This is a genomic window from Marinobacter metalliresistant, assembly GCF_038098645.1.
Classification (GTDB): domain Bacteria; phylum Pseudomonadota; class Gammaproteobacteria; order Pseudomonadales; family Oleiphilaceae; genus Marinobacter; species Marinobacter metalliresistant.
Window position 1 is genome coordinate 2066168 of record NZ_CP101118.1, and the last position, 25575, is coordinate 2091742.

Annotated in this window: 27 protein-coding genes; 18 read left to right on the top strand and 9 right to left on the bottom strand. The window is 57.6% G+C overall.

Going from position 1 to position 25575, the window contains the following annotated elements; all coding sequences use genetic code 11:
- Positions 1-54 precede the first annotated feature (54 nt).
- Positions 55-762, top strand: a complete 708-nt coding sequence (locus tag NLK58_RS09715) for a Crp/Fnr family transcriptional regulator (RefSeq protein ID WP_341582700.1) — start codon at positions 55-57, stop codon at positions 760-762.
- Positions 763-858: 96 nt separating this feature from the next.
- Here NLK58_RS09715 and wrbA read toward each other — a convergent pair whose 3' ends face one another.
- Positions 859-1458, bottom strand: coding sequence for an NAD(P)H:quinone oxidoreductase (wrbA, locus tag NLK58_RS09720; protein ID WP_341582702.1), 600 nt, complete (start codon positions 1456-1458; stop codon positions 859-861).
- 190 nt (positions 1459-1648) lie between these two features.
- Here wrbA and NLK58_RS09725 point away from each other — a divergent pair, with 190 nt between their 5' ends.
- Positions 1649-2314, top strand: a complete 666-nt coding sequence (locus NLK58_RS09725; protein WP_341582703.1) for a hemolysin III family protein — start codon at positions 1649-1651, stop codon at positions 2312-2314.
- Here NLK58_RS09725 and NLK58_RS09730 read toward each other — a convergent pair whose 3' ends face one another.
- Positions 2315-2878, bottom strand: a complete 564-nt coding sequence (locus NLK58_RS09730) for a Yip1 family protein (RefSeq protein ID WP_117618297.1) — start codon at positions 2876-2878, stop codon at positions 2315-2317.
- Between the two features lie 73 nt (positions 2879-2951).
- Between NLK58_RS09730 and NLK58_RS09735 the strand changes: the two genes are divergently transcribed.
- The 3 genes from NLK58_RS09735 to NLK58_RS09745 all read left to right on the top strand — a co-directional run bounded on the left by NLK58_RS09735 (position 2952) and on the right by NLK58_RS09745 (position 6545).
- Positions 2952-4109, top strand: coding sequence for an NnrS family protein (locus tag NLK58_RS09735; RefSeq protein WP_117618298.1), 1158 nt, complete (start codon positions 2952-2954; stop codon positions 4107-4109).
- A 258-nt stretch (positions 4110-4367) separates the two neighbouring features.
- On the top strand, positions 4368-5960 hold the full coding sequence (locus tag NLK58_RS09740) for an antiporter (RefSeq protein ID WP_117618299.1): 1593 nt from the start codon (positions 4368-4370) through the stop codon (positions 5958-5960).
- Positions 5961-6128: 168 nt separating this feature from the next.
- Positions 6129-6545: a globin gene (locus tag NLK58_RS09745; protein WP_341582706.1), complete on the top strand. Its 417-nt coding sequence runs from the start codon at positions 6129-6131 to the stop codon at positions 6543-6545.
- Positions 6546-6624: 79 nt separating this feature from the next.
- Here the strand turns inward: NLK58_RS09745 and NLK58_RS09750 are convergent, their stop codons facing one another.
- Positions 6625-8127 (bottom strand): MFS transporter, encoded by a 1503-nt coding sequence (locus NLK58_RS09750; RefSeq protein ID WP_117618301.1) that lies wholly within the window; start codon positions 8125-8127, stop codon positions 6625-6627.
- Positions 8128-8174: 47 nt separating this feature from the next.
- Positions 8175-8636, bottom strand: coding sequence for a universal stress protein (locus NLK58_RS09755; RefSeq protein ID WP_117618302.1), 462 nt, complete (start codon positions 8634-8636; stop codon positions 8175-8177).
- Between the two features lie 299 nt (positions 8637-8935).
- On the opposite strand from NLK58_RS09755, the gene NLK58_RS09760 reads away from it, so the two are divergent.
- Entirely contained in the window at positions 8936-10258 is a 1323-nt protein-coding gene (locus tag NLK58_RS09760) for a nitrate/nitrite transporter (RefSeq protein WP_341582708.1), read from the top strand.
- 301 nt (positions 10259-10559) lie between these two features.
- On the opposite strand, the gene NLK58_RS09765 is transcribed toward NLK58_RS09760, so the two are convergent.
- Entirely contained in the window at positions 10560-11390 is an 831-nt protein-coding gene (locus NLK58_RS09765) for a nucleotidyl transferase AbiEii/AbiGii toxin family protein (RefSeq protein ID WP_341582710.1), read from the bottom strand.
- A 69-nt stretch (positions 11391-11459) separates the two neighbouring features.
- A complete protein-coding gene (locus tag NLK58_RS09770; RefSeq protein WP_341582712.1) occupies positions 11460-11957 on the bottom strand; it encodes a DUF6088 family protein in 498 nt (165 codons plus the stop codon).
- Positions 11958-12129: 172 nt separating this feature from the next.
- Between NLK58_RS09770 and NLK58_RS09775 the strand changes: the two genes are divergently transcribed.
- Positions 12130-12369, top strand: a complete 240-nt coding sequence (locus NLK58_RS09775) for a hypothetical protein (RefSeq protein ID WP_341582713.1) — start codon at positions 12130-12132, stop codon at positions 12367-12369.
- Here NLK58_RS09775 and NLK58_RS09780 read toward each other — a convergent pair whose 3' ends face one another.
- Entirely contained in the window at positions 12370-12747 is a 378-nt protein-coding gene (locus tag NLK58_RS09780; RefSeq protein ID WP_341582715.1) for a SirB2 family protein, read from the bottom strand.
- 126 nt (positions 12748-12873) lie between these two features.
- Here NLK58_RS09780 and NLK58_RS09785 point away from each other — a divergent pair, with 126 nt between their 5' ends.
- Positions 12874-14058 (top strand): NnrS family protein, encoded by a 1185-nt coding sequence (locus NLK58_RS09785; RefSeq protein WP_341582716.1) that lies wholly within the window; start codon positions 12874-12876, stop codon positions 14056-14058.
- Positions 14059-14115: 57 nt separating this feature from the next.
- On the opposite strand, the gene NLK58_RS09790 is transcribed toward NLK58_RS09785, so the two are convergent.
- Entirely contained in the window at positions 14116-14646 is a 531-nt protein-coding gene (locus NLK58_RS09790) for an SRPBCC family protein (RefSeq protein WP_117618324.1), read from the bottom strand.
- 344 nt (positions 14647-14990) lie between these two features.
- On the opposite strand from NLK58_RS09790, the gene fabA reads away from it, so the two are divergent.
- Entirely contained in the window at positions 14991-15500 is a 510-nt protein-coding gene (gene fabA, locus NLK58_RS09795) for a bifunctional 3-hydroxydecanoyl-ACP dehydratase/trans-2-decenoyl-ACP isomerase (RefSeq protein WP_341582720.1), read from the top strand.
- Between the two features lie 11 nt (positions 15501-15511).
- A complete protein-coding gene (gene fabB, locus NLK58_RS09800) occupies positions 15512-16723 on the top strand; it encodes a beta-ketoacyl-ACP synthase I (RefSeq protein WP_117618326.1) in 1212 nt (403 codons plus the stop codon).
- A 6-nt stretch (positions 16724-16729) separates the two neighbouring features.
- On the opposite strand, the gene NLK58_RS09805 is transcribed toward fabB, so the two are convergent.
- Positions 16730-17086, bottom strand: a complete 357-nt coding sequence (locus tag NLK58_RS09805; RefSeq protein WP_117618327.1) for a helix-turn-helix transcriptional regulator — start codon at positions 17084-17086, stop codon at positions 16730-16732.
- A 207-nt stretch (positions 17087-17293) separates the two neighbouring features.
- Between NLK58_RS09805 and yegQ the strand changes: the two genes are divergently transcribed.
- The 8 genes from yegQ to NLK58_RS09845 all read left to right on the top strand — a co-directional run bounded on the left by yegQ (position 17294) and on the right by NLK58_RS09845 (position 25575).
- On the top strand, positions 17294-18610 hold the full coding sequence (gene yegQ / locus NLK58_RS09810) for a tRNA 5-hydroxyuridine modification protein YegQ (protein WP_117618328.1): 1317 nt from the start codon (positions 17294-17296) through the stop codon (positions 18608-18610).
- A gap of 484 nt (positions 18611-19094) precedes the next feature.
- Positions 19095-20543, top strand: a complete 1449-nt coding sequence (gene sufB, locus NLK58_RS09815) for a Fe-S cluster assembly protein SufB (protein WP_117618329.1) — start codon at positions 19095-19097, stop codon at positions 20541-20543.
- A 90-nt stretch (positions 20544-20633) separates the two neighbouring features.
- A complete protein-coding gene (gene sufC / locus NLK58_RS09820) occupies positions 20634-21419 on the top strand; it encodes a Fe-S cluster assembly ATPase SufC (RefSeq protein WP_117618330.1) in 786 nt (261 codons plus the stop codon).
- A gap of 15 nt (positions 21420-21434) precedes the next feature.
- Complete coding sequence (gene sufD / locus NLK58_RS09825; RefSeq protein ID WP_117618331.1) at positions 21435-22721, top strand: Fe-S cluster assembly protein SufD; 1287 nt, start codon at positions 21435-21437, stop codon at positions 22719-22721.
- A 6-nt stretch (positions 22722-22727) separates the two neighbouring features.
- A complete protein-coding gene (locus NLK58_RS09830; protein WP_117618332.1) occupies positions 22728-23981 on the top strand; it encodes an aminotransferase class V-fold PLP-dependent enzyme in 1254 nt (417 codons plus the stop codon).
- 13 nt (positions 23982-23994) lie between these two features.
- On the top strand, positions 23995-24348 hold the full coding sequence (locus NLK58_RS09835) for an iron-sulfur cluster assembly accessory protein (protein ID WP_117618333.1): 354 nt from the start codon (positions 23995-23997) through the stop codon (positions 24346-24348).
- 88 nt (positions 24349-24436) lie between these two features.
- Entirely contained in the window at positions 24437-24979 is a 543-nt protein-coding gene (sufT, locus tag NLK58_RS09840; protein ID WP_117618334.1) for a putative Fe-S cluster assembly protein SufT, read from the top strand.
- A gap of 125 nt (positions 24980-25104) precedes the next feature.
- Positions 25105-25575: a SufE family protein gene (locus NLK58_RS09845; RefSeq protein WP_117618335.1), complete on the top strand. Its 471-nt coding sequence runs from the start codon at positions 25105-25107 to the stop codon at positions 25573-25575.

Sequence of the window (25575 nt, forward strand, 5' to 3'; positions counted from 1 at the left end):
AAACATGCTTTTTTGATACGATAATTGACCCACAGTCCAAACAGGGTCAAAGCCATGAATTCAATTTTCAGGCCAGACGTATCCTCGCCCCCCTGCATGCTCGGAGAAGACAATACGGATATCATCCGGCAAGATACCGCACCAGAGTCAACGGCGCTACTGAATGGCCTGAGCCGGGTATTCGGTATCCGCCTGGCAGGCCATGAAAACGATCCGGACGCACGGTTTCTGGCAGACCTGGCCCGCCTGTTTCATCCGTGCAGGGTTGACGCCGAAACCGCCATGGAGAAGCACGACACCCCCTGGGCGAACGTTTACCTGGTTCAGTACGGCATCCTGCGGCTTTTCCGGGAAGCACCCAGCGGCAAGGTCTCCGTACACCATTTCTTTTCCGAGGGCGATATGGTCTGGCCGGTCTTTGGCCGCAGCCGCACCGTACGAAACACACTCTGCCTGACCACGGTAACGCCGGTAACCGCCTGGATGGCTGATTTTTCCGCTTTCCGGTCCGCGATCCAGTCTCACGGTGAGGGGCTCTGGCCGAAGTTCGCCCTTGCCCTGACCGAGGAGATAGCGGAGCTGACCAGCATGAGGGAGTTCCGGAAGCACACGATGCCCGCCCGGGAACGGTATAAGCTGCTGCTTGAAGAATATCCGGAACTGGTCAGGCGTGTGCCAGACAATCAGCTGGCGTCCTGGCTGGGAGTGGTTCCTGCCACCTTCTCCCGACTGAAAACCGGTGCTGCAGGCAACCGGTCGTAAGTTCTGGAACAGGGCCGGCTACAACATAAAAAAATGGGCAGCAAGCTCTCACCTGCTGCCCTGAAAAACGCTCAACGCCTGACCAATACTTTGCTGTTAGCCGTGCAGCTTTACCGCCAGCTCAGCCACATGCCTGCCCTGATAACGGGCAATCGTCAGTTCTTTCTCGCTGGGCTGCCGGGAGCCGTCCCCACCGGCGATGGTGGACGCACCGTAGGGCGTTCCGCCGTTGGCTTCGGAAATGTCGAAAAGCTCCGGAATCCCATAGCCCAAGGGCACGATCACCATGCCGTGGTGGGCCAGCGTGGTCCAGAACGAGCTGATCGTATGCTCCTGGCCGCCACCGGTTCCGGTAGAGGTGAATACACTGGCCAACTTGCTGTGGAGTTTGCCTCCAGCCCACAGGCCACCGGTCTGGTCCAGGAAGGTGCGCATCTGGCCGGCCATGTTGCCGAACCGGGTCGGAGTGCCGAAGATGATGGCGTCGTAATCCGCCAGCTCTTTCGGATCTGCCACCGGGGCCTCCTGTTCCGCCTTGCCACCAGCGCTCAGAAACGCCTGATCAGCCATGGTTTCCGGCACTCGCTTGATGGTGACTTCAGCGCCGTCTACGTCTTTGGCACCTTCAGCGACTGTGTTCGCCATCGTTTCGATATGGCCGTACATCGAGTAGTAAAGGACAAGTACTTTTGCCATCGGAAAAACCTCCTCTGTCTGTCATTTGGTAAACTCAGAATAACCAGCGACGGATTACAGTAAAACCGGAAGTTTTCCAGCAGGTCGTTCAGTTTTTCTGAACAGGGTCACAGGATGTTCATCCCCGACTATTGCGTACACCTGTACGCTCAAGTAGTTTATGAGCATGACTAATACGGAAGTCCTTTCGATGACAACAGCTCCATCCCCTGCGCAAAACATCCACCATCGCATCGAGGAGTGGCTTAACAGTGCCACCCATGGTCTGGGTGCCCTGCTCAGCGTTGTCGGGACCATCGCTCTGATCGTGGGTGCCAGTCAGCTCGGTGACGTCTGGAAAATTGTCAGCTTCGGTATTTTTGGTGCTTCTCTCATTCTGCTATATATGGCTTCTGCCCTTTATCACGGCGCCCGGCGTCCGGAATTGAAGAGCGCCTTCAAAACCCTTGACCATTGCGCCATCTTCCTGCTGATTGCGGGCACCTACACGCCTTTTCTCCTGGTGAACATGCGGGGAACCGTGGGCTGGACGCTGTTTGCGGTAATCTGGTCGCTGGCCATAACAGGCGTGGTGCTTAAGGTTATTTTCAGGAACCGCTTCAAGCTGGCGCGTGTCGGTATCTACGTGGCCATGGGCTGGCTGATCACCTTCGCTTCCTCGGATCTGATTGCCAGCCTGAGTGAGACGGCCCTGAACCTCACCATCGCCGGCGGCATTTTGTACACCGCCGGCGTCGCCTTTTATCTGGCAGACCGCATTCCCTACATGCACGCCGTCTGGCATCTGTTCGTGATCGGCGGCAGCGCTTGCCATTTCAGCGCCATTTATTTCGGCGTCCTGCCCTACACAGCCTGATCAGAACCCCCACACCATCGCCATCAGTACGCCCCAGGCAAGCAAGGACGCCGCCATAACAATGTAGGTGGCAGACATGGCTACCACGTCATTATCCGTTCGCTCACACAGGGAACGAACGCCCTGATATACCAGCGCACAGGACAGGAACAACCCTGCAAACACCGCAACCACGCTCACCGCCAGAGCCGGCACCAGCAACGCCAGTGACGACAGCCAAAGCGGCAGCGGAGCAATTGCGGCCAGCAGATAGGCATCCCCGTAACTCATCTTCAATTGATGGCTGTTCATCACGGCGTGAATCAGCCACCCCATGACAAAAAACGTGAGCAGTTCGGCCAGAAACAGAATGGTGGTGATAAACCGCCATTGCTTGTCACCGAACCCCTGAATAAAACCATCCCCATAGTGCGTGCCTGCGTAGTAAAGCAGCACCGGTGGCAGGAACGACATAGGGACGACAACAACCCACGCCAGGAATGGAATGGAAAGATTAAGGCGCCGAAGCTCAGACCAGGCACCATTGCCGGAAAACGGTAAGCGAGCAAGTTGTGTAATATTCATGATGCACCTTTACAATGTACCCCATGTTATTTTTACTGATAGCCCCGGGACGTGAACGGGTCAAGGACACGAGATGACTTCGGACAACTCGGGGATGCCCCGTAAAAACATGCATGCGTTCTGGCTGTTCTTTCCTGCGGCCTCGCTTCTGGCTGCATTGGCGGTGCCTCTGTCCGTATACAGCGCCCTGTCTGGCACAGGCTGGCCTCCGGGGCTTTTGGGCTCAGGGCATGGCCATGAACTGATTTTCGGCTTCGCCCTGGCCCTTGTTGCAGGCTACACCCTTGGCCCCCAACCACGGCGCGTACTTGCGTTGTTATTTCTGCTGTGGATCCTCGCCCGGATCAGTTGGCTTCTGGCTCCGGAGAACCTGGCCGCTCAACTGCTCAGCCCGGCTTTTGCCCTGTTGCTCGCCCGCCACGCCGTGCCAAGATTCCAGGCTGCAAAAAAATGGCGTAACCGGATTACAGGCCCGCTGATTCTGATTCTTTGCCTGTTGTCGGTCGTTTTCTGGTTTGCCAATAGCATACTGGCCGGAAGTATTCAGCCAATGCCCGGAACCCGGCCGGTAATGATGGCCGCCATTGTCGGCCTGCTGCTGCTGATGACGTTTATCGGGGGCAGAATCATCGCGCCGGCAGTGGCGGGAACCCTGGAGAAAAGAGGCATTCCCCTCAAGGCAAGGGTGCAACCACGGATTGAAGGGATGCTGTTGATCATTCTGCCGCTGGCACTGGTTCTGACCTTTCTGCCATTCGCGGCTGCGGGGGCAGGACTCTTATTGCTGATCTCGGCAGTTCTGATTGTGATTCGCGCTATCCGCTGGGAGCTCTGGCATTGCGGAAACCGGCCGGACCTGCTGGTTCTGGCCCTTGGTTATCTGTGGCTGGCGGCAGGCGCCGGCGCCACCGGGTTCAGTCTTTTGCAGGGAACTGACCCAATCCCCGCCATGCATCTGATCACCATTGGCGCCCTTGGCACGCTGTCCACCAGTGTCATGCTCCGGCTGGCCTGGCAGCGCGCCAGACGGACCACGCCACCCTCCTGGCAGGTTATCGGTATTGCTGTCGGTATGGCTATTGCGGTGCTCGCTCGGCTTGATGCGGGCGTAACGCCTTTCGCGAAACCCCACGTACTCTGGTTGTCGGCTGTGAGCTGGTCCGGCACCTACGCTCTCGTCGCCCTGCAGCTTGTTGTACTGTTCCGGCATAGCCAGAACCGCCGGAAATGATTGGCTACCTCTACTGCGCCAGCAGTCTGAATGCCTACTCATTTCGAGATATCACCATCGTACTCAATTGATTTTATTAGATTTTAAGAAACAAAAACGCATCGGTATTTTCGCCGGGAAACCGGTCAACTGACACGCCGTTTTGTCCTTGAGAAATATCAAGCATGACTCCCTGCCCTGCTTTGCACAATGGTGTCGAGAAACCCGGATGCCGCCAGGTTTGCGGTCAGGGGCACGTTAACCGAGGGAGTCAAAATCATGGCCAAAACCAACGCAGACATCGAAAACTGGGATGTCGAGAATGAAGAATTCTGGGAGCGGGAGGGCAAGCGCATTGCTTCCCGCAACCTGTGGATTTCCATCCCCAGCCTGCTGATGGGCTTTGCCGTCTGGCTGATGTGGGGAATGATCACCGCCCAGATGAAAAACCTGGGTTTTCCCTTCAGCATTGAACAGCTGTTTACCCTCTCTGCGATTGCAGGCCTGTCCGGCGCAACCCTGCGGATACCGGCCTCATTCATGATCAAGATTGCCGGCGGGCGGAACACGGTGTTCCTGACCACCGCCCTGCTGATGATCCCGGCGGCCGGTACCGGCATCGCCCTGATGAACCCGGATACACCCTTTATCGTGTTCCAGGCCCTGGCGCTGCTCTCCGGTATCGGTGGTGGCAACTTTGCCTGCTCCATGAGCAACATCAGCACCTTCTACCCGAAAAGCAAACAGGGCTACGGCCTGGGCATGAACGCCGGGCTGGGTAATTTCGGCGTGACCACCATGCAGGTCGTCATTCCACTGGTGATGACCGTTGGCATCTTCGGCGCCCTGGCCGGTGACCCGATGCAACTGCAAAGCCCCAGCGGCACCCTTATCGGCCGTATTGAGGCAGGTACCGACACCTGGATCCAGAACGCCGGATTTATCTGGCTGGTGTTTTTGATTCCGCTGGCGTTTGCCGGCTGGTTCGGCATGAACAACCTGAAAGTGGTTACCCCGAATCCCGGTAATCCGCTTTCGGCGTTTGGCAAGATTCTTGGCCTCTATGGCGTCGGCATTCTGACGTCCATTGCAGGCGTCTGGGCCCTGGGCGTGCTGAACATGTGGCTGGCCCTGCCCCTGACCATCGTGCTCACGCTGATTCTTCTGCGGCTGATCCCGGGCGACATCAAGCCCAACATCCAGAACCAGTTTGCCATCTTCAGCAACAAGCACACCTGGTCCATGACCGTGCTCTACATCCTGACCTTCGGCTCGTTTATCGGCTTCTCCGCCGCCCTGCCGCTGTCCATCAGCGTTATCTTCGGGAACATGATGGACGTTGCTGCCGACGGCACGGTAACCCGGGTGGTGAACCCTGATGCGCCGAGCGCACTGACCTGGGCCTGGATGGGGCCGTTTGTGGGCGCCCTCATTCGCCCGGTCGGCGGCTGGATTTCCGATAAGGTCGGCGGCTCCATCGTTACCCAGATCATCTCGGTTGTGATGGTTGCCGCCTCTGTGGCCACCGGCTACGTGATGATGCTGGCGTACAACTCCACCGATCCGAACGTCTACTTTGCGCCCTTCCTGATTCTGTTCATTATCATGTTCGCCGCCAGCGGTATCGGCAACGGCTCAACCTTCCGCAGCATCGGTTTCATCTTTAACCAGCAGCAGAAAGGCCCGGTTCTGGGCTGGACATCAGCGGTTGCTGCCTACGGTGCATTCATCGCGCCACGGGTGATGGGCCAGGAAATCCAGGCCGGCACACCGGAAGTGGCCATGTATGGGTTTGCGGTGTTCTACGCCCTCTGCCTGGTAGTTAACTGGTGGTTCTACCTGCGCAAGAATGCCTACATCAAGAATCCGTAGAGCTGACACTGCCCGTAACAGAACCGGCGCCAGCGATGGGGTCGGTTTTTTTGTTTGCGGTACGGAGGCAGTAGCTCCGTCTTAAGGTTTGCATTTGGCAGTAAGACTGACCAGTGCTAGGTTTTAAACAGGGGCGAAGCGCAACCCTCTCGCCGGCCGGAGCCAGTCATGTCCTTCGATGATATCTTTGACGCCAGCTATGAACGTGTCGTAATACCCCGTCCCGGCAGTCCGGACTTTTTTGAAGCCTTTTACCGCCGCTTTCTGATGTCGTCGTCGGAAGTCCGCATGCTCTTTCGCAATACGGATATGGCAGAACAACGACATATGCTGAAGAAATCGTTTTTCAGCCTGGTTTCGTTTTACGCAAGCGGCATTATTGACGACGTTCTCCGTCGGACGGCCTACCTGCACAGTGCCCGTCAACTCAACATCAAACCGCACCTCTACGACCTATGGCTGGAGTGCCTGATCGACACCGTAAGGGCTTACGATCCGGAGTTCAGCGACGATGTTGAGCTGGCCTGGAGGCTCATCCTCTGTCCCGGAATCACCTATATGAAGTTTGGCTATTACCATTTCTGAGTATCGAAACAGGCATTCGACAAAAACAAAAAAGCCGCCGGGGGGTGACCCGGCGGCTTTACGGCTGCTGGCTATCAGGTTATCCGACAACAACAGCCTGCCGGCGACGCTCTTCCTCTTCAATCTGCAGATCCACGGAAGACACGTGGTATTCCTCCGAGAACCCGCTCTCAGGCTCTTTCAGCCACATCATGCACAGCAGCCAGCTGACAAATGCGCCACCGGCAATGATGTAGAAGAACTGAGAGGGCGTTACAAAGGTGAAAATAGTGAGGTACACCACCGCGCCCACATTGCCATAGGCACCCGCCATCCCGGAAATCTGGCCGGTGAGGCGACGCTTGATAGAGGGAATGATTCCGAATGTCGCACCTTCCGCACCCTGCACAAAGAAGGATGTGAACACGGTGATCCCCACGGCGATGATCAGGGGCCAGTTGGAGTTCATCAGGCCCATCAGCGCGAAGCCCACCGAGATCCCGAACATGTAGCTGAGCATCACAAACCGGCGATTGCCCATACGGTCTGAAACCAGGCCACCCATCGGGCGTGCCACCAGGTTCACGAAGGCGAAGGAAGCAGCGATCAGGCCGGCAGCGGTGGCGCTCAGGCTCCAGGTTTCCTCGAAGAACATCGGCAGCATGGAAACCACCGCCAGCTCGGCACCAAAGTTCGCGAAGTAGGTGCTGTTCAGCGCAGCAACGCTGTTGAACGGGTATTTGTCATCCTCGGGCACGCCTTTTTTAAGGATCGGCACGTTCACCCTCAGGATCTGGACAATCTGGTAGCCCACAATGGCGACAATCACAGCGTAACAGATGGCCGCTCCGGTGGCACTCAGGTACCCCATGTTTTCGATACGCCAGACCAGAATACCAAGCACACCCACCAGCGGAATGGTCCACAGGATCAGCTTGATCATGTCGCCCCAGTTGCTGACTTCCAGCGCCACCGCCTTGCGCGGCTTGCGATGAACCGTGCCAACAGGGCCGTCGGTAATCGCGAACCAGTAGTAAACGCCGTAAGCCGCCATCACGATCGCGCTTTGGGCGATGGCCCAGCGCCAGCCATCTTCACCGCCATACATTTGCAGGGCGATGGTCGGCAAGGTGATTGCCGCGGCAGCGGAACCGAAATTGCCCCAGCCAGCATAGAAGCCTTCGGCAAAGCCGATGTCTTTCGGTTTGAACCACATGGCGGTCATGTGGATACCCACCACAAAGCTGGCACCAATGGAGCTGAGCACCAGGCGGCTGACCAGGAGCTGGGTCATGGTGTTGCCGAACGCAAATACCAGGGCAGGGATGGCCATCAATACCATCAGTACCGAAAACACCCGGCGGGGGCCGAAGCGGTCCAGGGCCATGCCCACGATAATCCGGGCAGGTATGGTCAGCGCTACGTTGGCGATGGCAAACAGGCGAAGATCATCCGCGGTGAGCCAGTTGACGCTTTTGAGCATACTGGATGCCAGCGGCGCCATGTTGAACCACACGTAGAAGGTTATAAAGAATGCGATCCAGGTCAGGTGCAGGGCCCTGACTTCCGGATTTTTGACGTGGAAAACGTCTGCGACTTTCATGTCAGCCTCCCTGGGCTATCAGATACAGAAACGGTTAGGCGCCAGTCTCAACGGCTGGGCAAAATAAGGAGCGGACACTGGATCCGGCGGGCGAGGAAGGAACTCACGCTGCCGAAGGTCATGTAATCCAATTCGTCCACGAAATAGGTCAGCGAGCGGGCGATAAATCCGCCGTCCGGTTCATTGCTGTGGCGCGCAATAACGAGCATATCGGGATGGATCTTTTTCTCCGCGGCGTACAGCAGCATTTTCCGCGCATCCCCCTCAAGCAGCATGCTTTCGGCGGAAATCTGCTCCTGCTCGCACACTCCCAGGGCCTCAGCAAGGTGCTCTTTCAGTTCGGCCACTTCCTGCTGGAACAGGTCTTCGTTTCCGGAGGTGATATCCCGTGGGTTTTCAGCAACCGCAACCAGGGTGATCACGGGTTTGAGATCGCGGAACATGGTGATGGTCTGAGCCAGAGCCAACCTGGCGTTCCTCGAACCGTCGTAGGCAATCATAATGTTCATTTTATGGGTTCTCCCGAAGGCGTTTTTCATCGCCCGTGTAAGGGGCAGGCATTGGTATCTGCCAGCATTAGCCCACACTCCGGCGCCCCCCACAATTGACGGAAATCAACGTTCGCAGCATGTACCCCACGAGAGAAATCAAGGGTCTATCCCTCCGGCCTCGAAAAGCTCCGATCACCTACCACCACCGCCCCCAGCAGGAGGTACCTCCAATGCCCCGCATCGGAAAACCCTGTTTTTGGTAAGGTTTAGGCGATGTTTTCAGACATCGCTTAATGAATGTCCGGAGGGAGCGGAGCATGGCCAATAGCCCGTCAAAACCAGAGCAATATCGTGCGCTCGGTTTATCCACATTTGCCTTCACCCTGTGCTTTGCGGTGTGGACGATTTTCTCCATCATCGGAATCCGCATCAGCGAAGATCTGGGGCTGTCGGATACCCAGCTTGGCCTGCTGATGGCCACCCCGATTCTCACCGGCTCCATCAGCCGGCTGTTCCTCGGTATCTGGACGGACCGCTATGGTGGCCGCTGGGTATTTGGCATCCTGATGCTCACCACCGCCGCCTGCGTGTACCTGCTGACCTTCGCAACCACTTACCTGATGCTGCTGGTGGGCGCCCTGGGTGTCGGCCTGGCCGGTGGCGCCTTCATCGTCGGCGTGGCCTACACGGCGGCATGGTTTGAACCGGAACGCCAGGGCACGGCGCTGGGGATTTTTGGCGCGGGCAATGTGGGTGCTGCGGTAACCAACTTCGGGGCCCCGTTCCTGTTGGTCGCGTTCGGCTGGCAGAGCACGGCTCAGATCTACGCCACCGTGCTGGCAATCATGGGTGTGGTCTTCATCCTGCTGGCCAGGGAGGACCCTCTGGCCGCAGAGCGGGCCGGCACCAGGGCCAAATCATTCATGGAGCAGATGGAGCCGCTGCGTGAGCTGAGGGTCTGGCGGTTTGCTTTGTACTATTTCTTCGTATTCGGCGCTTTTGTCGCCCTGGCGCTCTGGTTGCCTCACTTCCTTATCGGCGTTTACGGCCTGGACATCAAAACGGCGGGCATCATCGCCGCGCTCTACACCATTCCGGCGTCACTGTTCCGTGTCCTCGGGGGTTGGATGTCGGACCACTTCGGTGCCCGCCGGGTGATGTACTGGACCTTCGGTGCCTCCGTTGTCTGTACCTTCCTGCTGAGCTATCCGCCCACCGAGTATGTGGTGCAGGGCATCGATGGCGATATCCGCTTTACCCTTGAGATGAGCCTGCCGGTGTTCGTGGCGCTGATCTTTATTCTGGGTTTCTTCATGTCCCTGGGTAAGGCGGCGGTCTACAAGCACATTCCTGTCTACTATCCGATGCACGTGGGCGCTGTGGGTGGCGTTGTCGGGATGATTGGCGGACTCGGGGGATTCATTCTGCCACTGGCCTTCGGCGTGCTGAACGACCTCACCGGAATCTGGCAGAGCAATTTTATGTTGATGTTTGTGATCGTCGCAGCCGCCCTGGTGTGGATGCACTATGCGATCCGATCCGCAGAGCGGGTTGAGTGGGCTGCCAACGAGGAACGAACCGATTTGCCAGAGCTGGCCTCTCCCCAACTTTTCTACCCACTGAACCGGAAGAAACCGTAACCGGAATTCGCGATTTCGCCTCACGGCCCCCGTCTTAGGGGGCTTTTTCGTTTGCCCGGCGAAGCCGGCAAACCCGGCCACCTGAAAGAAGGTGGCGTCACCCCGACTGAGGGGGATTGGTTGAAAAGCAATCGAAATTCGGCAGCCATTGGCGCTCAGTTCAAGAACGCCCACCCCAAAACACCCTGAGTCACGACCAAACCCGGTACGGCCTGTCTAAACCGACTACCTGCCTTGTATATTGATAACGAAGTCACTGATTCAGGAGATAGGTGACACATCAGCCGTATTCGTTTCTGTGTTAGGCGTCCAACAAATTCGCCAGCTTTTGAAAATTATCCAGCGCCTGTGCGAAATCGATTCGTTCATCGTCACGGACATAGAACATAGCATCCACAAATTGCTGATACTCCTCCTGATAGAAAGCATCGCTCTGCATGATAGTAGAGGCTTTCAGCGCGGCGTCTTTCAACTCCATACCAACCTGACGGTTCAGTCTTTGCTGGTCGGTCGCAAAAGATTCCAGTGTGGTATCAGTGAAAAGAGCATTATTTGCTTCGACCATGCCTTTCAGGGCACTTAAGTCATGAAGGTGGCGAAGCATGGCCGGATCGTCTTTCTCGTTGCCTCTGTCCCGTTTGTGTACCCGCCAGATAAGGCTACTGAACTTATCCGCCGCTATTTCGACAGGCGAGAGGCAGAGAAAGCCCGTTTCGTCTGGATCACCCTTATAACGAGCAATCATGGACGCGATGGGACGATCCTCGGGGTCTAATCGAGGCTGTGTGTAACTGAACTCTATCTGAAGCTCGGGCCTGATTCCTTGGGGAGCTTCAAATTCTTTCGGGTAAGCAAGCTGAATTTTGAAACCCAAGCCATCAACGACAATGTCGTCCTCTTCAAATGAGAGGTCTTCGATCTCGCGTAATACGTTGATAACACTTTTCCGAAAGGCACTTCTTAGCTTTTTGAGTTGATTGCCCCCCAAAGTCCCGTCTATCCGCGCCCTGAAATCAAGGTCTTCGGAAAAGCCTTTCAAAAGGCCATGGCCTTTTGAAAGGCTAGTGCCACCTGTGAAGATGGTCGTGATGCCCTCATGGGAGTAACGGGAAAGAGCTTCCAACACCCTCACGGCGTGCCAGTCTTTTTCGATAAAAGCGGGGTCTACCCCCTCTTCCCTAGATATTCTGCGACATCTCTATCAAGCGACATGCTCTAGCTTCACCGACTGTCCGTTATAGCCCATTTTGCGTGATACACGCCCCTTTACACCAATTACCCGTCCAGTCGGGACCTGCGTTGACTTGCCACTGTTATAGAGCTCCTTGGCGGTCGAGGCAACCACCTTCACTCCCAACTTGTTCAATGCTTCTTCAGCCAAGGCAGGCAAGGGCTTCTTCGGTACAACCTTGCCAGAATACGGTGATTTATCAGCTTTGGCGTACAATCCATAGCCAAACCTAATAACAACCCCTTCCAGAATAAGATCACGCAATACGCGACCCACCTGATCTCTCCCGGAGAGGTCAAGAAAGTCCTTCGGCGTAAAAACCGTATCCTTACTCCGGCTCAGGCGGTATTTGATCTTACTTTTGAGCGTGGTCAGAGCCATTCGAGTAATGTTCGAATATACTGGCCTGAGCATTGCGGGTTTCTCGCATGCGGGATCCTCTTGATTGTTGATGTTTTTGGTTCGCACTTAAAACATACCAGAACCAAGAGGATTTTTTATCCATTCTCAGAATTATTATTTGAAAATCAGCTGTTTATTAGTTTCTGGATGGGCACCAGTTATGCCACTAACTGCCTGTAATTCCTCCCTCACAGTCTCAAAGGAAACGTTTTCTGCATATATCTAATCGGTATTTGTGATGTACGCCACCATGGAGCAGTACCCGCTCAGCTGGCTGTACTACCTGACCTTCATCTTCCTGACCGCCTTCGTCTTCCTGAACATGATGATCGGCGCCATCCTGGAGGTCATGGGCGAGGAACAGAATACCAAACAGGCCCAGAAAGCCCACGATGAACGGGATGAGATCGCCCGGCAGCTCCAGTCGGTGCAGGCACAGTTGCAGGAGCAGACCCGGCAGATCTCGGAGCGGCGCTGATCAGCCAAACACCGGCTTGGTCATGGCCAGGTGGAAAATGACGCCGATCTGGACGAACGCCAGAATGGCTGCAAACACCCGGGCCGGCCTGCCCAGAGAGGTTTTCAGGGCAAACAGACCGGCGATGATGTAGCCAACCAGCAGGAAGATCTTGGCCGTCAGCCAGCCATTCACGAATGGCATCCAGGGCGTCACAAACAACAGGCTGATGGCCGCTATCAGCAAGACCGTGTCATTCGCATGCGGAATCCAGCGCAACGGTGTTTTCCGCCAGTCGGGCCTGCCAACCGCATCCAGCAGCAGACGCAGAGCAAACAGCACAACGGTCAGATAGGCCGTGGTCATGTGCAGGTGCTTGAGAATTAGGTAGGCACTCATAAATCATCCCGTTGTGAATCAAAACGATGGCGGCATTGTACGCAAAGATACCCCGAACCGGGTATGTTCTTTCTATCGGCTCGCGTATAACATGTACTGTAATTATATGTATAAGCGGAGACAACCATGCCGGCGATCCCCACCACCAGCCAAACCGAAGCCGCCAGCGTCAGCCAGCTTTTCAGCTATCCGTTCCGGATTTTCTTCCTGTCCATGACGGTACTGGCGCTGCTTGCGATCCCCCTCTGGATCATGCAGGTCAATGGTGTGATCAGCCTGCCCCTGGCCCTGCCGGGCCTGTTCTGGCATCAGCATGAGATGTTGTTCGGTTTCCTGTCGGCAGGCATCGCCGGCTTCCTGCTGACCGCAGTCTGCGTGTGGACCCAGACGGAGCGCACCTACGGAACCAGACTGGTATTGCTCTGGGGCGTCTGGCTGGCCGGCCGCCTGCTGCTTGCTTTCGGTGCGGGCCTGCCGGACTGGCTTGTGCATACCGTGAACCTGGCATTTCTGCCCCTGGTCATGCTGGATGCCGGCTGGCGGATCTGGCGCGCCCGCCAGAAGCGCCAGCTGTTGATCCTGCTGGTTCTGGGGCTGCTCTGGCTGATGCAGATAGGATTCGTGACCCAACTGGATATGACCTTCAGCTACGGTGCCCTGATCATGGCCATGGCGCTGATCAGCATCATTGGTGGGCGCATCACTCCGGCCTTTACCACCGGCTGGCTTCATCAACGAGGGCTGGACAGCGCTGCCGTGAAAACTGTCCCAGCCCTGGATATGACCACATTGTTCAGCCTGATTCTGCTGATGGTCTCCCTGGTCACTGGCTGGCAAACCGTCACCGGCGTATTGGCCATTGTTGCAGGCACCCTGATGCTGGTGCGACTGGCAGGCTGGAAAGGCTGGCTGGTTCGTAAGGAACCACTGCTCTGGATTCTGCACCTGTCCATCCTCTGGGTGCCCGTGGCCCTGTTCCTGCTGGCCGGCACACTGCTTGCCGGCTGGCCATCCAACGCCTGGAGCCACGCCGCCGGCACGGGCGCAGTGGCCTGCCTGATTTTCGGCGTCATCGCCCGCGTCTCCCTCGGTCACACCGGCCGGCCGCTGGTTCTGCCCACAGGCATGGTGACCGCATTCATCGCCATTCACCTGGCCGCACTTATCCGGGTGCTGACAGCCTTCGAGGTTATCAGCTGGCACCCGGGAATCAGCGCCAGCGCGCTGCTCTGGTTGTTCGCGTTTGGTATGTTCCTGTTCCGCTACACCCGGGTACTGGCCAGCCCACGCCCGGACGGCCGCGACGGATAAACGCCCGGAACACTCGAATAAAGGCAGACGAAAAAAGGCAGGCCCGGGAGCCTGCCTTTACCGTTCAGCCCACTCAGGCTGCCAGTTTTTCCGCGCCAACTCGGCAAATGCGGACCGCGACTCGTGAAAACGGGCGGCCGGAAATGAAATTCTGATGCCTTCCATCGCCGCCATCAGCATTTCCAGGTGCGCATCCCAGCCCGCACAGGCAATGGCGATCAACTCGTCGTCAGGGAGAAAAAGCGTGAGGGTAAGGATCGTCCCGCCACCGTCCGGGGACAACTCCCAGACCAGTGGCCGTTCCGGATCATCGCCGGCACTCCAGGAATACGCCAGCAGACAGTGGGGTTCGCAAGCGCTGATCCGGCAATCGATGGGTGTGCCACTGTTGCCAAAATCCAGCTTGACCCTGCCACCCCGCTCCTGTTCCAGAGTGCCCGGTGCCAGCCACTGGCTGAGGCACACGGAATCCGTCAGCATTTTCCAGACGACCTCGGGCGCATATCCGATTTTTCGTTGCAGCCGGGCGACAACCCACTCTCCCTCACGCCAGATGTTTCCCTGAATGTCATCAGCATCCAGTGCCATCAATGCGCCCTCCTTTTATACCATTCCACCTTGCCCCATACCTGCGGGCCAGCAGACAAATAAAAGACCCTGAACATTTATATTTCTTACTTTTCATAGCCGCAAACCCATACATACCGAATCATGAGTTGCATATTCCCCAAGGAATCCCACGGTATCCGGTGTATCAACGGCTCTGTTCAAGGGCCGGTTCACACGTTACCACCATGCCGCTGGCAGATCTTTGATGACCATCAACCCCTCACCCCGGCAAAAAAGGCAATCATCCACTAAAGGTCAATACCGAAACGCCCAATTCGCGCTAAAGTATGAGGAAATCATTTTGTAACTGAGATACTGGCACTATGAACCCGGATCATTTTGATAAAGAAGACCTGATCAAATGTGGCCACGGCACACTCTTCCCTGGCTCCATGCGTCTGCCCATTGATGAGATGCTGATGTTCGACCGCGTCACGCATATAGCAGACAACGATGGCCTGTATGGCAAGGGCAGTATCCTGGCGGAACTCGACATCAACCCGGACCTCTGGTTCTTCAAGGTGCACTTTGTTGATGATCCCGTTATGCCCGGATGCCTGGGGCTGGACGCCATGTGGCAGCTGGTCGGCTTCTTTCTGGCCTGGGGTGGCGGAGAAGGCAAGGGCCGTGCCCTGGGTTCCGGTGAAGTAAAGTTTACCGGCCAGGTGCTGCCTACTGCCAAAAAGGTGACCTACCGCCTGGATCTCAAGCGCGTGATCAGGCGCAAACTGACCATGGCAATTGCCGATGGCCGGATGGAAGTGGACGGCCGGGAAATCTACACCGCCAAGGACCTCCGGGTTGGCATGTTCACCTCGACCGATGATTTTTAGGAGTTAACAAGATGCGTCGTGTTGTAATTACTGGTATGGGCATTGTTTCCAGCCTTGGCACCAACCAGAAGGACGTTGCCCAGTCCCTCAAGGATTCCCGTCCCGGCATCGGCTTCAGCGAAGAAGCACGGGACAAGGGCCTCCGCAGCCACGTCTGTGGCCAGATAAACCTGAACCTTCCGGAACTGATCGACCGCAAACTCTGGCGCTTCATGTGCCCGGCCTCAGGCTATACCTACCTGGCCATGCTTGAAGCCATCGAACAGGCCGGCCTGACCGACAAGCACATCAAGGCCGACACCACAGGCATTATTTTCGGCCAGGGGGGCGCCTCCACCGTTGAGCTGCTCGATTCCATCGACACGCACCGTGACCGCGGCATCCGCCGGGTGGGCCCCTATCGCGTGCCCCGCACCATGGGCAGCGCCATTAACGCCTCCCTCTCAACCGGCTTTGGCATCCGCGGCATCAACTACGGCATTACCTCCGCCTGTGCCACCAGTGCACACGCCATTGGCCACGCTGCAGACCTGATTGCGCTGGGGCGCCAGGATGTAATGTTTGCCGGCGGCGGCGAGGACATCCACTGGACCCTGAGTCTGTTGTTCGACGCCATGGGCGCCCTGTCCACCAAGTACAACGACACGCCGGAACTGGCGTCCCGCACCTATGACGCAAACCGGGACGGTTTCGTTATTTCCGGTGGCGGCGGTGTTCTGGCCCTTGAAGCGCTGGAACACGCAGAAGCACGCGGCGCAAACATTCTGGCGGAGATCGTCGGCTTCGGTGCGACTTCCGACGGTGCCGATATGGTTGCCCCGAGCGGCGAGGGCGCGGTGCGCTGCATGAAGCAGGCCATGAAGCATCTGGACGGCGAGATCAGCTACGTCAACACTCACGGCACCAGCACCCCGGCAGGCGATATCACCGAGCTGAAAGCACTGAAGGAAACCTTCGGCGACAAAATCCCGCCGCTGAGCTCCACCAAACCCCTGTGCGGCCATGCCCTGGGTGCGGCAGGCGTGCATGAGGCCATTTACAGCCTGATCATGCTGCGCGAGGGTTTCATTGCTCCGTCGGCCAACATCCAGACCCTCGATGAAGGGGCCGAAGGCTACCCGATCGTTCGGGAGCGCATGGACAACCAGAATCTGGACCTGGTAATGAGCAACAGCTTCGGCTTTGGCGGCACCAACGCCTCGCTGGTGTTCAAAAAGGTCTGAGCCGGATCAGGACAGCCTGACAGAACGATATTCAGCCGGGGATGTTCCCATCCAGCGCTTGAAAGCCCGGCTGAATGCGCTCAATTCCGAGAACCCGAGCTGCTCTGCAATTTCCACCAGTGGCTTGGTTTTATCCTGCATGTAGGTCAGCGCCTGTTTACGGCGAACCTCCTCAAGCAGGCGGGCAAACGTCAGCCCTTCCCGCTTCAGCTTCTTGTGCAGCGTGTAGCGGCTCATATGCAGCTGCGACGCCACGACTTCCACACCAACCTTGCCACGGGCAAGCTGTACACTGATCAGGGAACTCACCCTAAGACTCAGCGAAGCCCGCGCCACCTCTGGCGTCAGAGGCTTTGATCCCATCTGGAACTCCTCTTTTCCGATTCTGTGGCCATATTGGCCGACGCTGTGAGCGTACACTTGTTAGCCGAAAACAATCAATACTACCTTTGAGCAGGGTCAAGGGAACCTCCGCCAACGTACGGCAAAATACCCCGCTTTTCAGAATGGCGGCATCCCCTGCCAGGGCCCGCCAACCAGACTGACCTGAACGGACCACCCGGAGCCAACATGAACACCCCGGAACTGCTTGCCCCCGCAGGCACCCCTGAACACCTCGAAACCGCCTTCGCCTACGGTGCGGATGCCGTCTACGCCGGCCAGCCCCGCTACTCCCTGAGAGTAAGGAACAACAGTTTCAAGGATGTTGCAGCCCTCGGCTCCGGAATCGCAAGAGCCCATGAACTTGGCAAACAGTTCTACCTTGTCTCCAACATAGCACCTCACAACAACAAGGTACGCAGCTATCTGAAAGACCTGGAGCCGGTACTGGAACAAAAACCCGATGCCCTGATCATGTCTGACCCCGGACTGATCATGCTGGTGCGGGAAAAATGGCCGGACCAGCCCATACACCTCTCGGTGCAGGCCAACGCCGTTAACTGGGCAACTGTGGAGTTCTGGCGCAGACAGGGCATCAGCCGGGTAATCCTTTCCAGAGAACTGGCTCTTGACGAAATTCGCGAGATCCGCGACCGGGTCCCGGACATGGAACTGGAAGTCTTCGTGCACGGCGCCCTGTGCATGGCCTACTCCGGCCGCTGCCTGCTCTCCGGCTACATGAACCACCGGGACGCCAACCAGGGCGCCTGCACCAACGCCTGCCGCTGGAACTACAAGGAAGTCCAGCACAGCCATGACCAGACCGGCGACCTGATCGCCACCTGCAGCGGCGGTGTGCAAGACGTGGAGCCAAAAGAGCTCCTGCTGGAAGAGCCCAATCGCCCCGGAGGCTTCATCCCCGCCTACGAGGACGAACACGGCACCTACATCATGAACTCGAAAGACCTGAGGGCCGTCCAGCACGTAGCGGAACTGACCAAAATGGGCGTCCACTCCCTGAAAATCGAAGGCCGCACCAAAAGCACCTACTACGTAGCCCGCACCACCCAGGTGTACCGCCGGGCCATCGACGAGGCCGTACACGGCAAGCCCTTTGACATGAACCTGATGGACGAACTCGAAGCCCTCTCCAACCGCGGCTACACCGAAGGCTTCCTCCGCCGGCACGTACCCCGGGAATACCAGACCTACGAACAGGGCTCATCGTTCCTCGGCACCCAGCAGGTTGTAGGCACCATAACGGATGCGGATGACCGATGGCTGACCATCGACGTGAAAAACAAATTCGCCCCAGGCGACCAACTGGAACTGATCAACCCGGCCGGTAATATTCGTTTCTCCGCTGATATCATGGAAAACCGGAACGGCGAAACCATGGAGTATGCCCCGGGCAGTGGCCATATCGTGAGAATTCCGAAACCAGAACATTTGCCAAAATCTCTGGATTTCACCTACCTGACCAGAATCCTTCCCGCCAGCGAATAGCAATTAGTTTGAGGCGTCAGGCGGGTCTGCCTCCCAAAACCGTGCATTGCCATGGATGGCAATGCCGAGCCCCCCATGGACGGGTTCACGGCGTGTTTTGGGAGGCAGACCCGCCTGACGCCCCCCTCCATAATACGCCGTCCTGCCCGAGGCCAGACTATCAAGGCTATTGGCAGCCCCCTTAGTGCCCCAAAGGCCGATTAAGGTATAATCACCTCACGCACAAATTAATACCTGACTAATTTACTCTGGTATTGTATAATCGCCAGCCAGAAGCAACGGATTCAGCCTGTTTTTCTGCTTACTTTTCAGCATCAGGCCACCAGAAATCCGTCATCCAAAAAAGCGATTGCAGGGCGCACTCACCGGATGAGCGACTACTGGCAACACCCAAACTGATGACATCCGATCGACAGCCCGCCTATGAGGCTGCCGGCGACACCAAGGGCGCAAGCCCGCGATGAGAGAATACGGAGCGACGATCATGGCGACCACCGACACCGAGGTGAACGAGCTGATCAAACGGGAATACGAGTACGGATTCGTAACAGACATTGAATCCGACACGTTCGAACCCGGCCTTAATGAAGACGTTATCGCCCGCCTTTCCGGCCTCAAGAAAGAACCGGAATGGATGCTGGAGTGGCGCCTGAAAGCCTACCGTCGCTGGCTCGAGATGGACGAGCCGGACTGGGCCCACGTGGGCTACCCGAAAATCGATTACAACTCGATTTCGTACTATTCCGCGCCCAAGCGCCCCGAAGACATGCCCCAGAGCCTGGACGAGGTGGATCCGGAACTGCTGAAAACCTACGAAAAGCTGGGCATCCCCCTCCACGAGCGCGAAAAGCTGGCTGGCGTAGCCGTCGATGCCGTATTCGATTCCGTTTCCGTCGCGACCACTTTCAAGGAGCCCCTCGCCAAAGCCGGCGTGATTTTCTGCTCCATCTCCGAGGCCGTCCGCGATTATCCGGAGCTGGTACAGAAGTATCTGGGCACCGTGGTACCCCACGGCGACAACTTCTTTGCCGCACTGAATTCGGCGGTCTTCTCCGACGGCACCTTCGTGTATGTGCCCAAGGGCGTGCGCTGCCCCATGGAGCTGTCCACCTACTTCCGCATCAACGCAGCCAACACCGGCCAGTTCGAGCGCACCCTGATCATCGCCGAAGACAGCAGCTACGTGAGCTACCTCGAGGGCTGCACCGCGCCCATGCGAGACGAAAACCAGCTGCACGCGGCCGTGGTTGAGCTGGTGGCCCTGGACGATGCCCAGATCAAATACTCCACCGTGCAGAACTGGTACCCGGGCGACGAAGAAGGCAAGGGCGGCATCTTTAACTTCGTGACCAAGCGCGGCGCCTGCATCGGCAAGAACTCCAAAATCTCCTGGACCCAGGTCGAGACCGGTTCAGCGGTAACCTGGAAGTACCCGAGCTGCGTACTGCGCGGCGACAACAGCGTGGGCGAATTCTATTCCGTGGCGCTGACCAATAATTACCAGCAGGCCGACACCGGCACCAAGATGATCCACCTGGGCAAGAATACCTCCAGCACCATCATCTCCAAGGGTATCTCCGCCGGCAAGAGCTCCAACGCCTATCGCGGGCTGGTGAAATTCGGCCCCGGCGCGGAAGGCGCGCGCAACTTCACCCAGTGTGATTCGCTGCTCATTGGCGACCGCTGCGGCGCGCACACCTTCCCGTACATAGAGAGCAAGAACAAGTCCGCCATTGTCGAGCACGAGGCCACCACGTCCAAGGTCAGCGATGAGCAGATGTTCCTCTGCCGCCAGCGTGGTATCGATCCGGAGCAGGCCGTGTCCATGATCGTGAACGGCTTCTGCAAGGAGGTGTTCAGGGAACTGCCGATGGAGTTCGCTGTCGAGGCCGGCAAGCTGCTCGAAGTGAGCCTCGAAGGGTCCGTTGGTTAACTATTTTGCCTCGCTGCGCCGAACGTTTTGCGGGCACCGAAACGGTTTAATTTACATACAGAATTTCAGAATACAGAGAGAAGCCGACAAATGCTGAGCATCAAGAACCTGCACGCATCCGTTGAGGACAAAGAAATCCTCAAGGGTATCAACCTGGAGATCAAGGCCGGGGAAGTTCACGCCATCATGGGCCCCAACGGCTCTGGTAAGAGCACCCTGTCGCAGGTGCTGGCAGGCAACGAAGCATTTGAAGTCACCGAGGGGGAAATTACCCTGAATGGCGAAAACCTGCTGGAGCTTGAAACCGAGGAACGCGCCCGCGAAGGCATTTTCCTGGCATTCCAGTACCCGGTGGAGATTCCCGGCGTGAGCAACCTTCAGTTCCTTCGCACCGCCGTGAACGCCATGCGTCACCACAAGGGCGAAGGCGAGATGAACGCGGCGGAGTTCATGAAGCTGGCCAAGGAGGTCTCCAAACAGGTAGATCTGGATCCGGCCTTCCTGAAACGCGGGGTCAATGAAGGCTTCTCCGGCGGTGAGAAAAAACGGAACGAAATCATGCAGGCGCTCCTGCTGCAGCCGAAGCTGGCCATTCTGGATGAAACCGATTCCGGGCTGGACATCGACGCCCTGCAGGTGGTCTCCAACGGCGTTAACGCCCTGCGCGCAAAAGACCGCGCCATTTTGATGGTGACCCACTACCAGCGCCTGCTGAACCACATTGTGCCGGATTACGTGCACGTGCTGGCCGGGGGCAAGATCGTTAAATCCGGCGGCCGTGAGCTGGCCCTGGAGCTGGAAGAACGTGGCTACGGCTGGCTCGGCATCAAGGATGAAGAAACCGCCGACAGCACAGCCAACGTTTCCGGCAACTAAAAAGGAGGTCGCGGAATGAAGCCAGCACCAACCCTTTCTACCGCGTTCCTGCATCCGGCCGGGCACTCATTGCCGGAGCCTCTGGCTGCGCTGCGCAAGCAGCAGGGCTCCAGCCTTGTGGATCTGCCGCTGCCCACCCGGAAAACAGAGAACTGGAAGTACTCGAGCAAGTACCTGAAGCTGACCGACGATATGGCCATCTCGCTGCCCGCGGAAGGCAAGTCCGGCAGCAGTCTGGCGGTGCCCGGCTACAAGGTAGTATTGCTGAACGGCATCATGATGCCGGAAGCCAGCGACTACCCGGACCTGGATGGCATAACCATTGAGCGCTTCGAGGACCTGGACAGCGACACCGCCACCTGGCTGGCCGGGCGCCTGGATCACGCCCTGGATAGCCAGTCAGTGCAGATCTCCCGCCTCAATACCGCGCGGTTTGAAGATGGCCTGCTGATTCGTCTGAAGCCCGGCGCGGTTCTGGACCAGCCACTGTTCATTGTTCATGAAACCAGTGCTGATGCCAGCGGCTCTGCCTACCCGCGCATTTACGTGGACGCCGGCGCTAACAGCCAGATCACCCTGGTGGAAGAGTACATCTCCGGCGGCAGCGAATCGGTCATGGTGAATACGGTAACCGAGCTGAACCTTGGTGAAGGTGCCGACGTCACCAGCATCCGCCTGAACATGGAAGGCGAGAATGTTCAGCATATTGGCGCAACCGGCGTCCTGCAGCAACGCAGCTCCCGCTTTGAAAGCCACTGCGTCGGCTTCGGCGGCCTCCTGCGCCGGCACGACCTGCAGGTTCGCCTGGAAGGTGAAGGGGCGGAGTGCAAGCTCAACGGCGTGGTGGTAACCCAGGGCAAACAGCACTACGACAACCACACCACCATTGAGCACGTGGCGGCCCGCTGCAACAGCGAAGAAACCTATCGCAACATTGCCGCGGATCAGTCCCACGCGATTTTCAACGGCCGGATTCATATCCATCAGGACGCCCAGAAGTCCAGCGCGGATATGAACAACAAGAACCTGCTGCTGTCCAATGGCGCAGAAATCGACACCAAGCCGGAACTGGAAATTTACGCAGACGACGTCAAGTGTGCCCATGGCGCCACCATCGGCCAACTCGACAAAATCTCGCTGTTTTACCTGGTTTCACGAGGTATCGGCCGGCGCGAAGCCAATGTCCTGCTCACCATGGCCTTCATCAACGAGCTGGTGGAGCAGATCCCGGTAGAAACCGTTCGGGAAACGGCCCAGGGCCGGCTGAACCAGTTCTTTGAACAGACATTCCAGGAGGCGTAACCGGCTATGACCGATCTGTCCGTGGCAAACACAACCAGGCGCCCGACCTTCGATGTGGAGGCCATTCGCCAGGACTTCCCGATCCTGTCACAGCAGGTGAACGGAAAGCCGCTGGTGTATCTGGACAATGCCGCTTCGGCCCAGAAGCCAGAGGCAGTGCTGGACGCCATGGACCGCTATTACCGGGAAATGCACTCCAACGTTCACCGGGGTGCCCACACTCTCGGGGATCGGGCCACGGTCGCCTTCGAAGGTTCCAGAGAGACGGTTCGCGGGTTCCTGAACGCCGACAGCACCCGGGAAATCATCTGGACCCGTGGCACCACCGAGGCCATTAACCTGGTCGCCAACGGCCTGGCCCCGCGACTGAAGGCCGGCGACGAGATCCTGGTCAGCCACATGGAGCATCACGCCAACATTGTGCCCTGGCAGATGATTGCCGAGCGTACCGGCGCGAAAGTGGTTCCCATCCAGGTAACGCCGGAAGGTGAGCTGGACCTGGAATCCTTCACCAGCCTGCTGAACGGGAAGACCCGGGTACTGGCAATCACCCATGTTTCCAACGTGCTGGGCACGGTCAATCCGGTGGCGGCGCTGATCGAGCAGGCCAAGGCCCTCGGCATCATCACCCTGGTGGATGGCGCACAGGCGGTACCCCATTACCAGCCGGATGTCCGGGCGCTGGGTTGCGACTTTTACGTGTTCTCATCCCACAAACTGTTTGGCCCCACCGGCATTGGTGTGCTCTACGGCAAGGCCCAGTTGCTGGAGGAGATGCCTCCCTACCAGGGCGGTGGCGAAATGATTGAGCGGGTATCGTTCGAGCGCACCACCTGGAACACCCTGCCCTACAAGTTTGAAGCCGGCACGCCGGCCATTGCCGAAGCCGTGGGCCTGGGGGCGGCCATCGACTATCTCCAGGGTCTGGATCGCCAGGCTATGGAAACCGCGGAATCGGCGCTGCTCGAGCGGGCCAACCAACTGGTGGAAACCGTTCCGGGCATGGAAATCATTGGCACCGCAAAACGGAAAGTGCCGGTGATGTCCTTTAAAATTGCCGGCCTGCACCCCAGTGATATAGGCACCCTGCTGGATCAGCAGGGTATCGCCATCCGCACCGGCCACCACTGCGCCATGCCGCTGATGGATTTCTACGGAGTTCCCGGTACAGCCCGGGCCTCCTTTGCGTTCTACAATACCCTGGACGAGGTGGAAGCATTGTTTACCGCCCTGCGGAAAGTCCAGCGCCTGTTTGCCTGATGGAGATGGAATCATGACAGCTGAAATCTTCACCCCGACCGTCGCCGTCACCATGACGCCCAGCGCGGTCACACACGTGCGCAAACAACTGGAGAAGAAACCGGAGGCCAAAGGCATCCGGCTGGCCATCAGGAAAAGTGGTTGCTCCGGCTTCAAGTACGAAACCCAGTGGGTGGAAGAAGCCGCAGCCGACGACAGGGTGTTTCATATTGATGGCGTTGACGTCTTCGTTAAAGAGGAACACCTGCCACTGGTGAACGGCATCGAGATCGATTTTGTCACCGAAGGCGTGAACTCCATGTTCCAGTTCCGCAATCCGAATGCGACCGCCGAGTGCGGGTGCGGCGAGAGTTTTACCGTAGCGTGAAATTGGGGTCAGATGAAATTGGGGTCAGATGAAAAGTTCATCTGACCCCACACTAATAAACACAGGATACAGCGAGGCAAGTCTGGGCATGCAAGAACGGGAAGTGGTCCTGACCAAACGCGAGGTGGAAGCCAGACTCGTTCCTTCCGGGACAGAGATCATGATTCCTTCGGACACCTTCGTGACCATCACACAGTCACTGGGTGGTACCTTCACCGTTGCAGTCAACGGCAACCTTGCCCGCATCGAGGGCCATGACGCCGACGCCCTTGGCAAGCAGCCACTGGAAAGCAGCTTCGACACACCGGAAGACGGCACCGTCAACGAAAATCAGGTGTGGGAAGCGATGCGCAACTGCTACGACCCGGAAATTCCGGTTAACGTAGTGGACCTCGGCCTGATCTACGAATGCAAGATCGAGAACGGCACCGAAGACGGCAACCACGTGTACGTCAGAATGACGCTAACCGCTGCCGGTTGTGGCATGGGGCCGGTGATCACCGAAGACGTCAAGCGCAAGCTCGAACATGTGCCGAACGTCGACAAGGTGACCGTGGAACTGACCTTCGATCCGCCCTGGAGCAACGACATGCTCACCGATGAAGCCAAGCTTGAACTGGGGATGCTGTGAAGGTTGAAGGTGGGGTCAGAAGAAAGCCTTCTTCTGACCCCGTTTTCCCCGCAGGCTTCAAACCGCTAACATGGGGTCAGATGAACGCTTTCATCTGACCGCGTTTTCATAACAGTAGCAACCACATGACCGCCACTAAAGACGATTTCCTGAACAACCCGCTCGGTAGAGACACCACCCTCGAAGACGTTCTGGATGGCTTCGAGTTGCTGGACGACTGGGAAGAGCGCTACGCCTACATTATCGACCTGGGCAAACAGCTGCCGGCCTTTCCGGACGAAGCCCGGATTGAAGAGAACTATGTGCACGGCTGCCAGAGCCAGGTCTGGCTGATTCACCATTACGACGACGCCAGCGGCCGTCTCTACCTGCTGATTGATTCAGATGCCATGATTGTTCGTGGCCTGGCCGCCATCATTCTGGTAGCACTGAACGGGAAACCCCCACGGGACCTGCTGGCAACCGACATTGATGAGCTGTTCGAGCAGCTGGATCTGTTCCGCCACATCTCCCCCACCCGAGGCAATGGCCTGCGGGCCATGGTCGGCAAGATCCGGGATATTGCCGCCGCCGAGGTGGCTGACGCCGCAGACTGA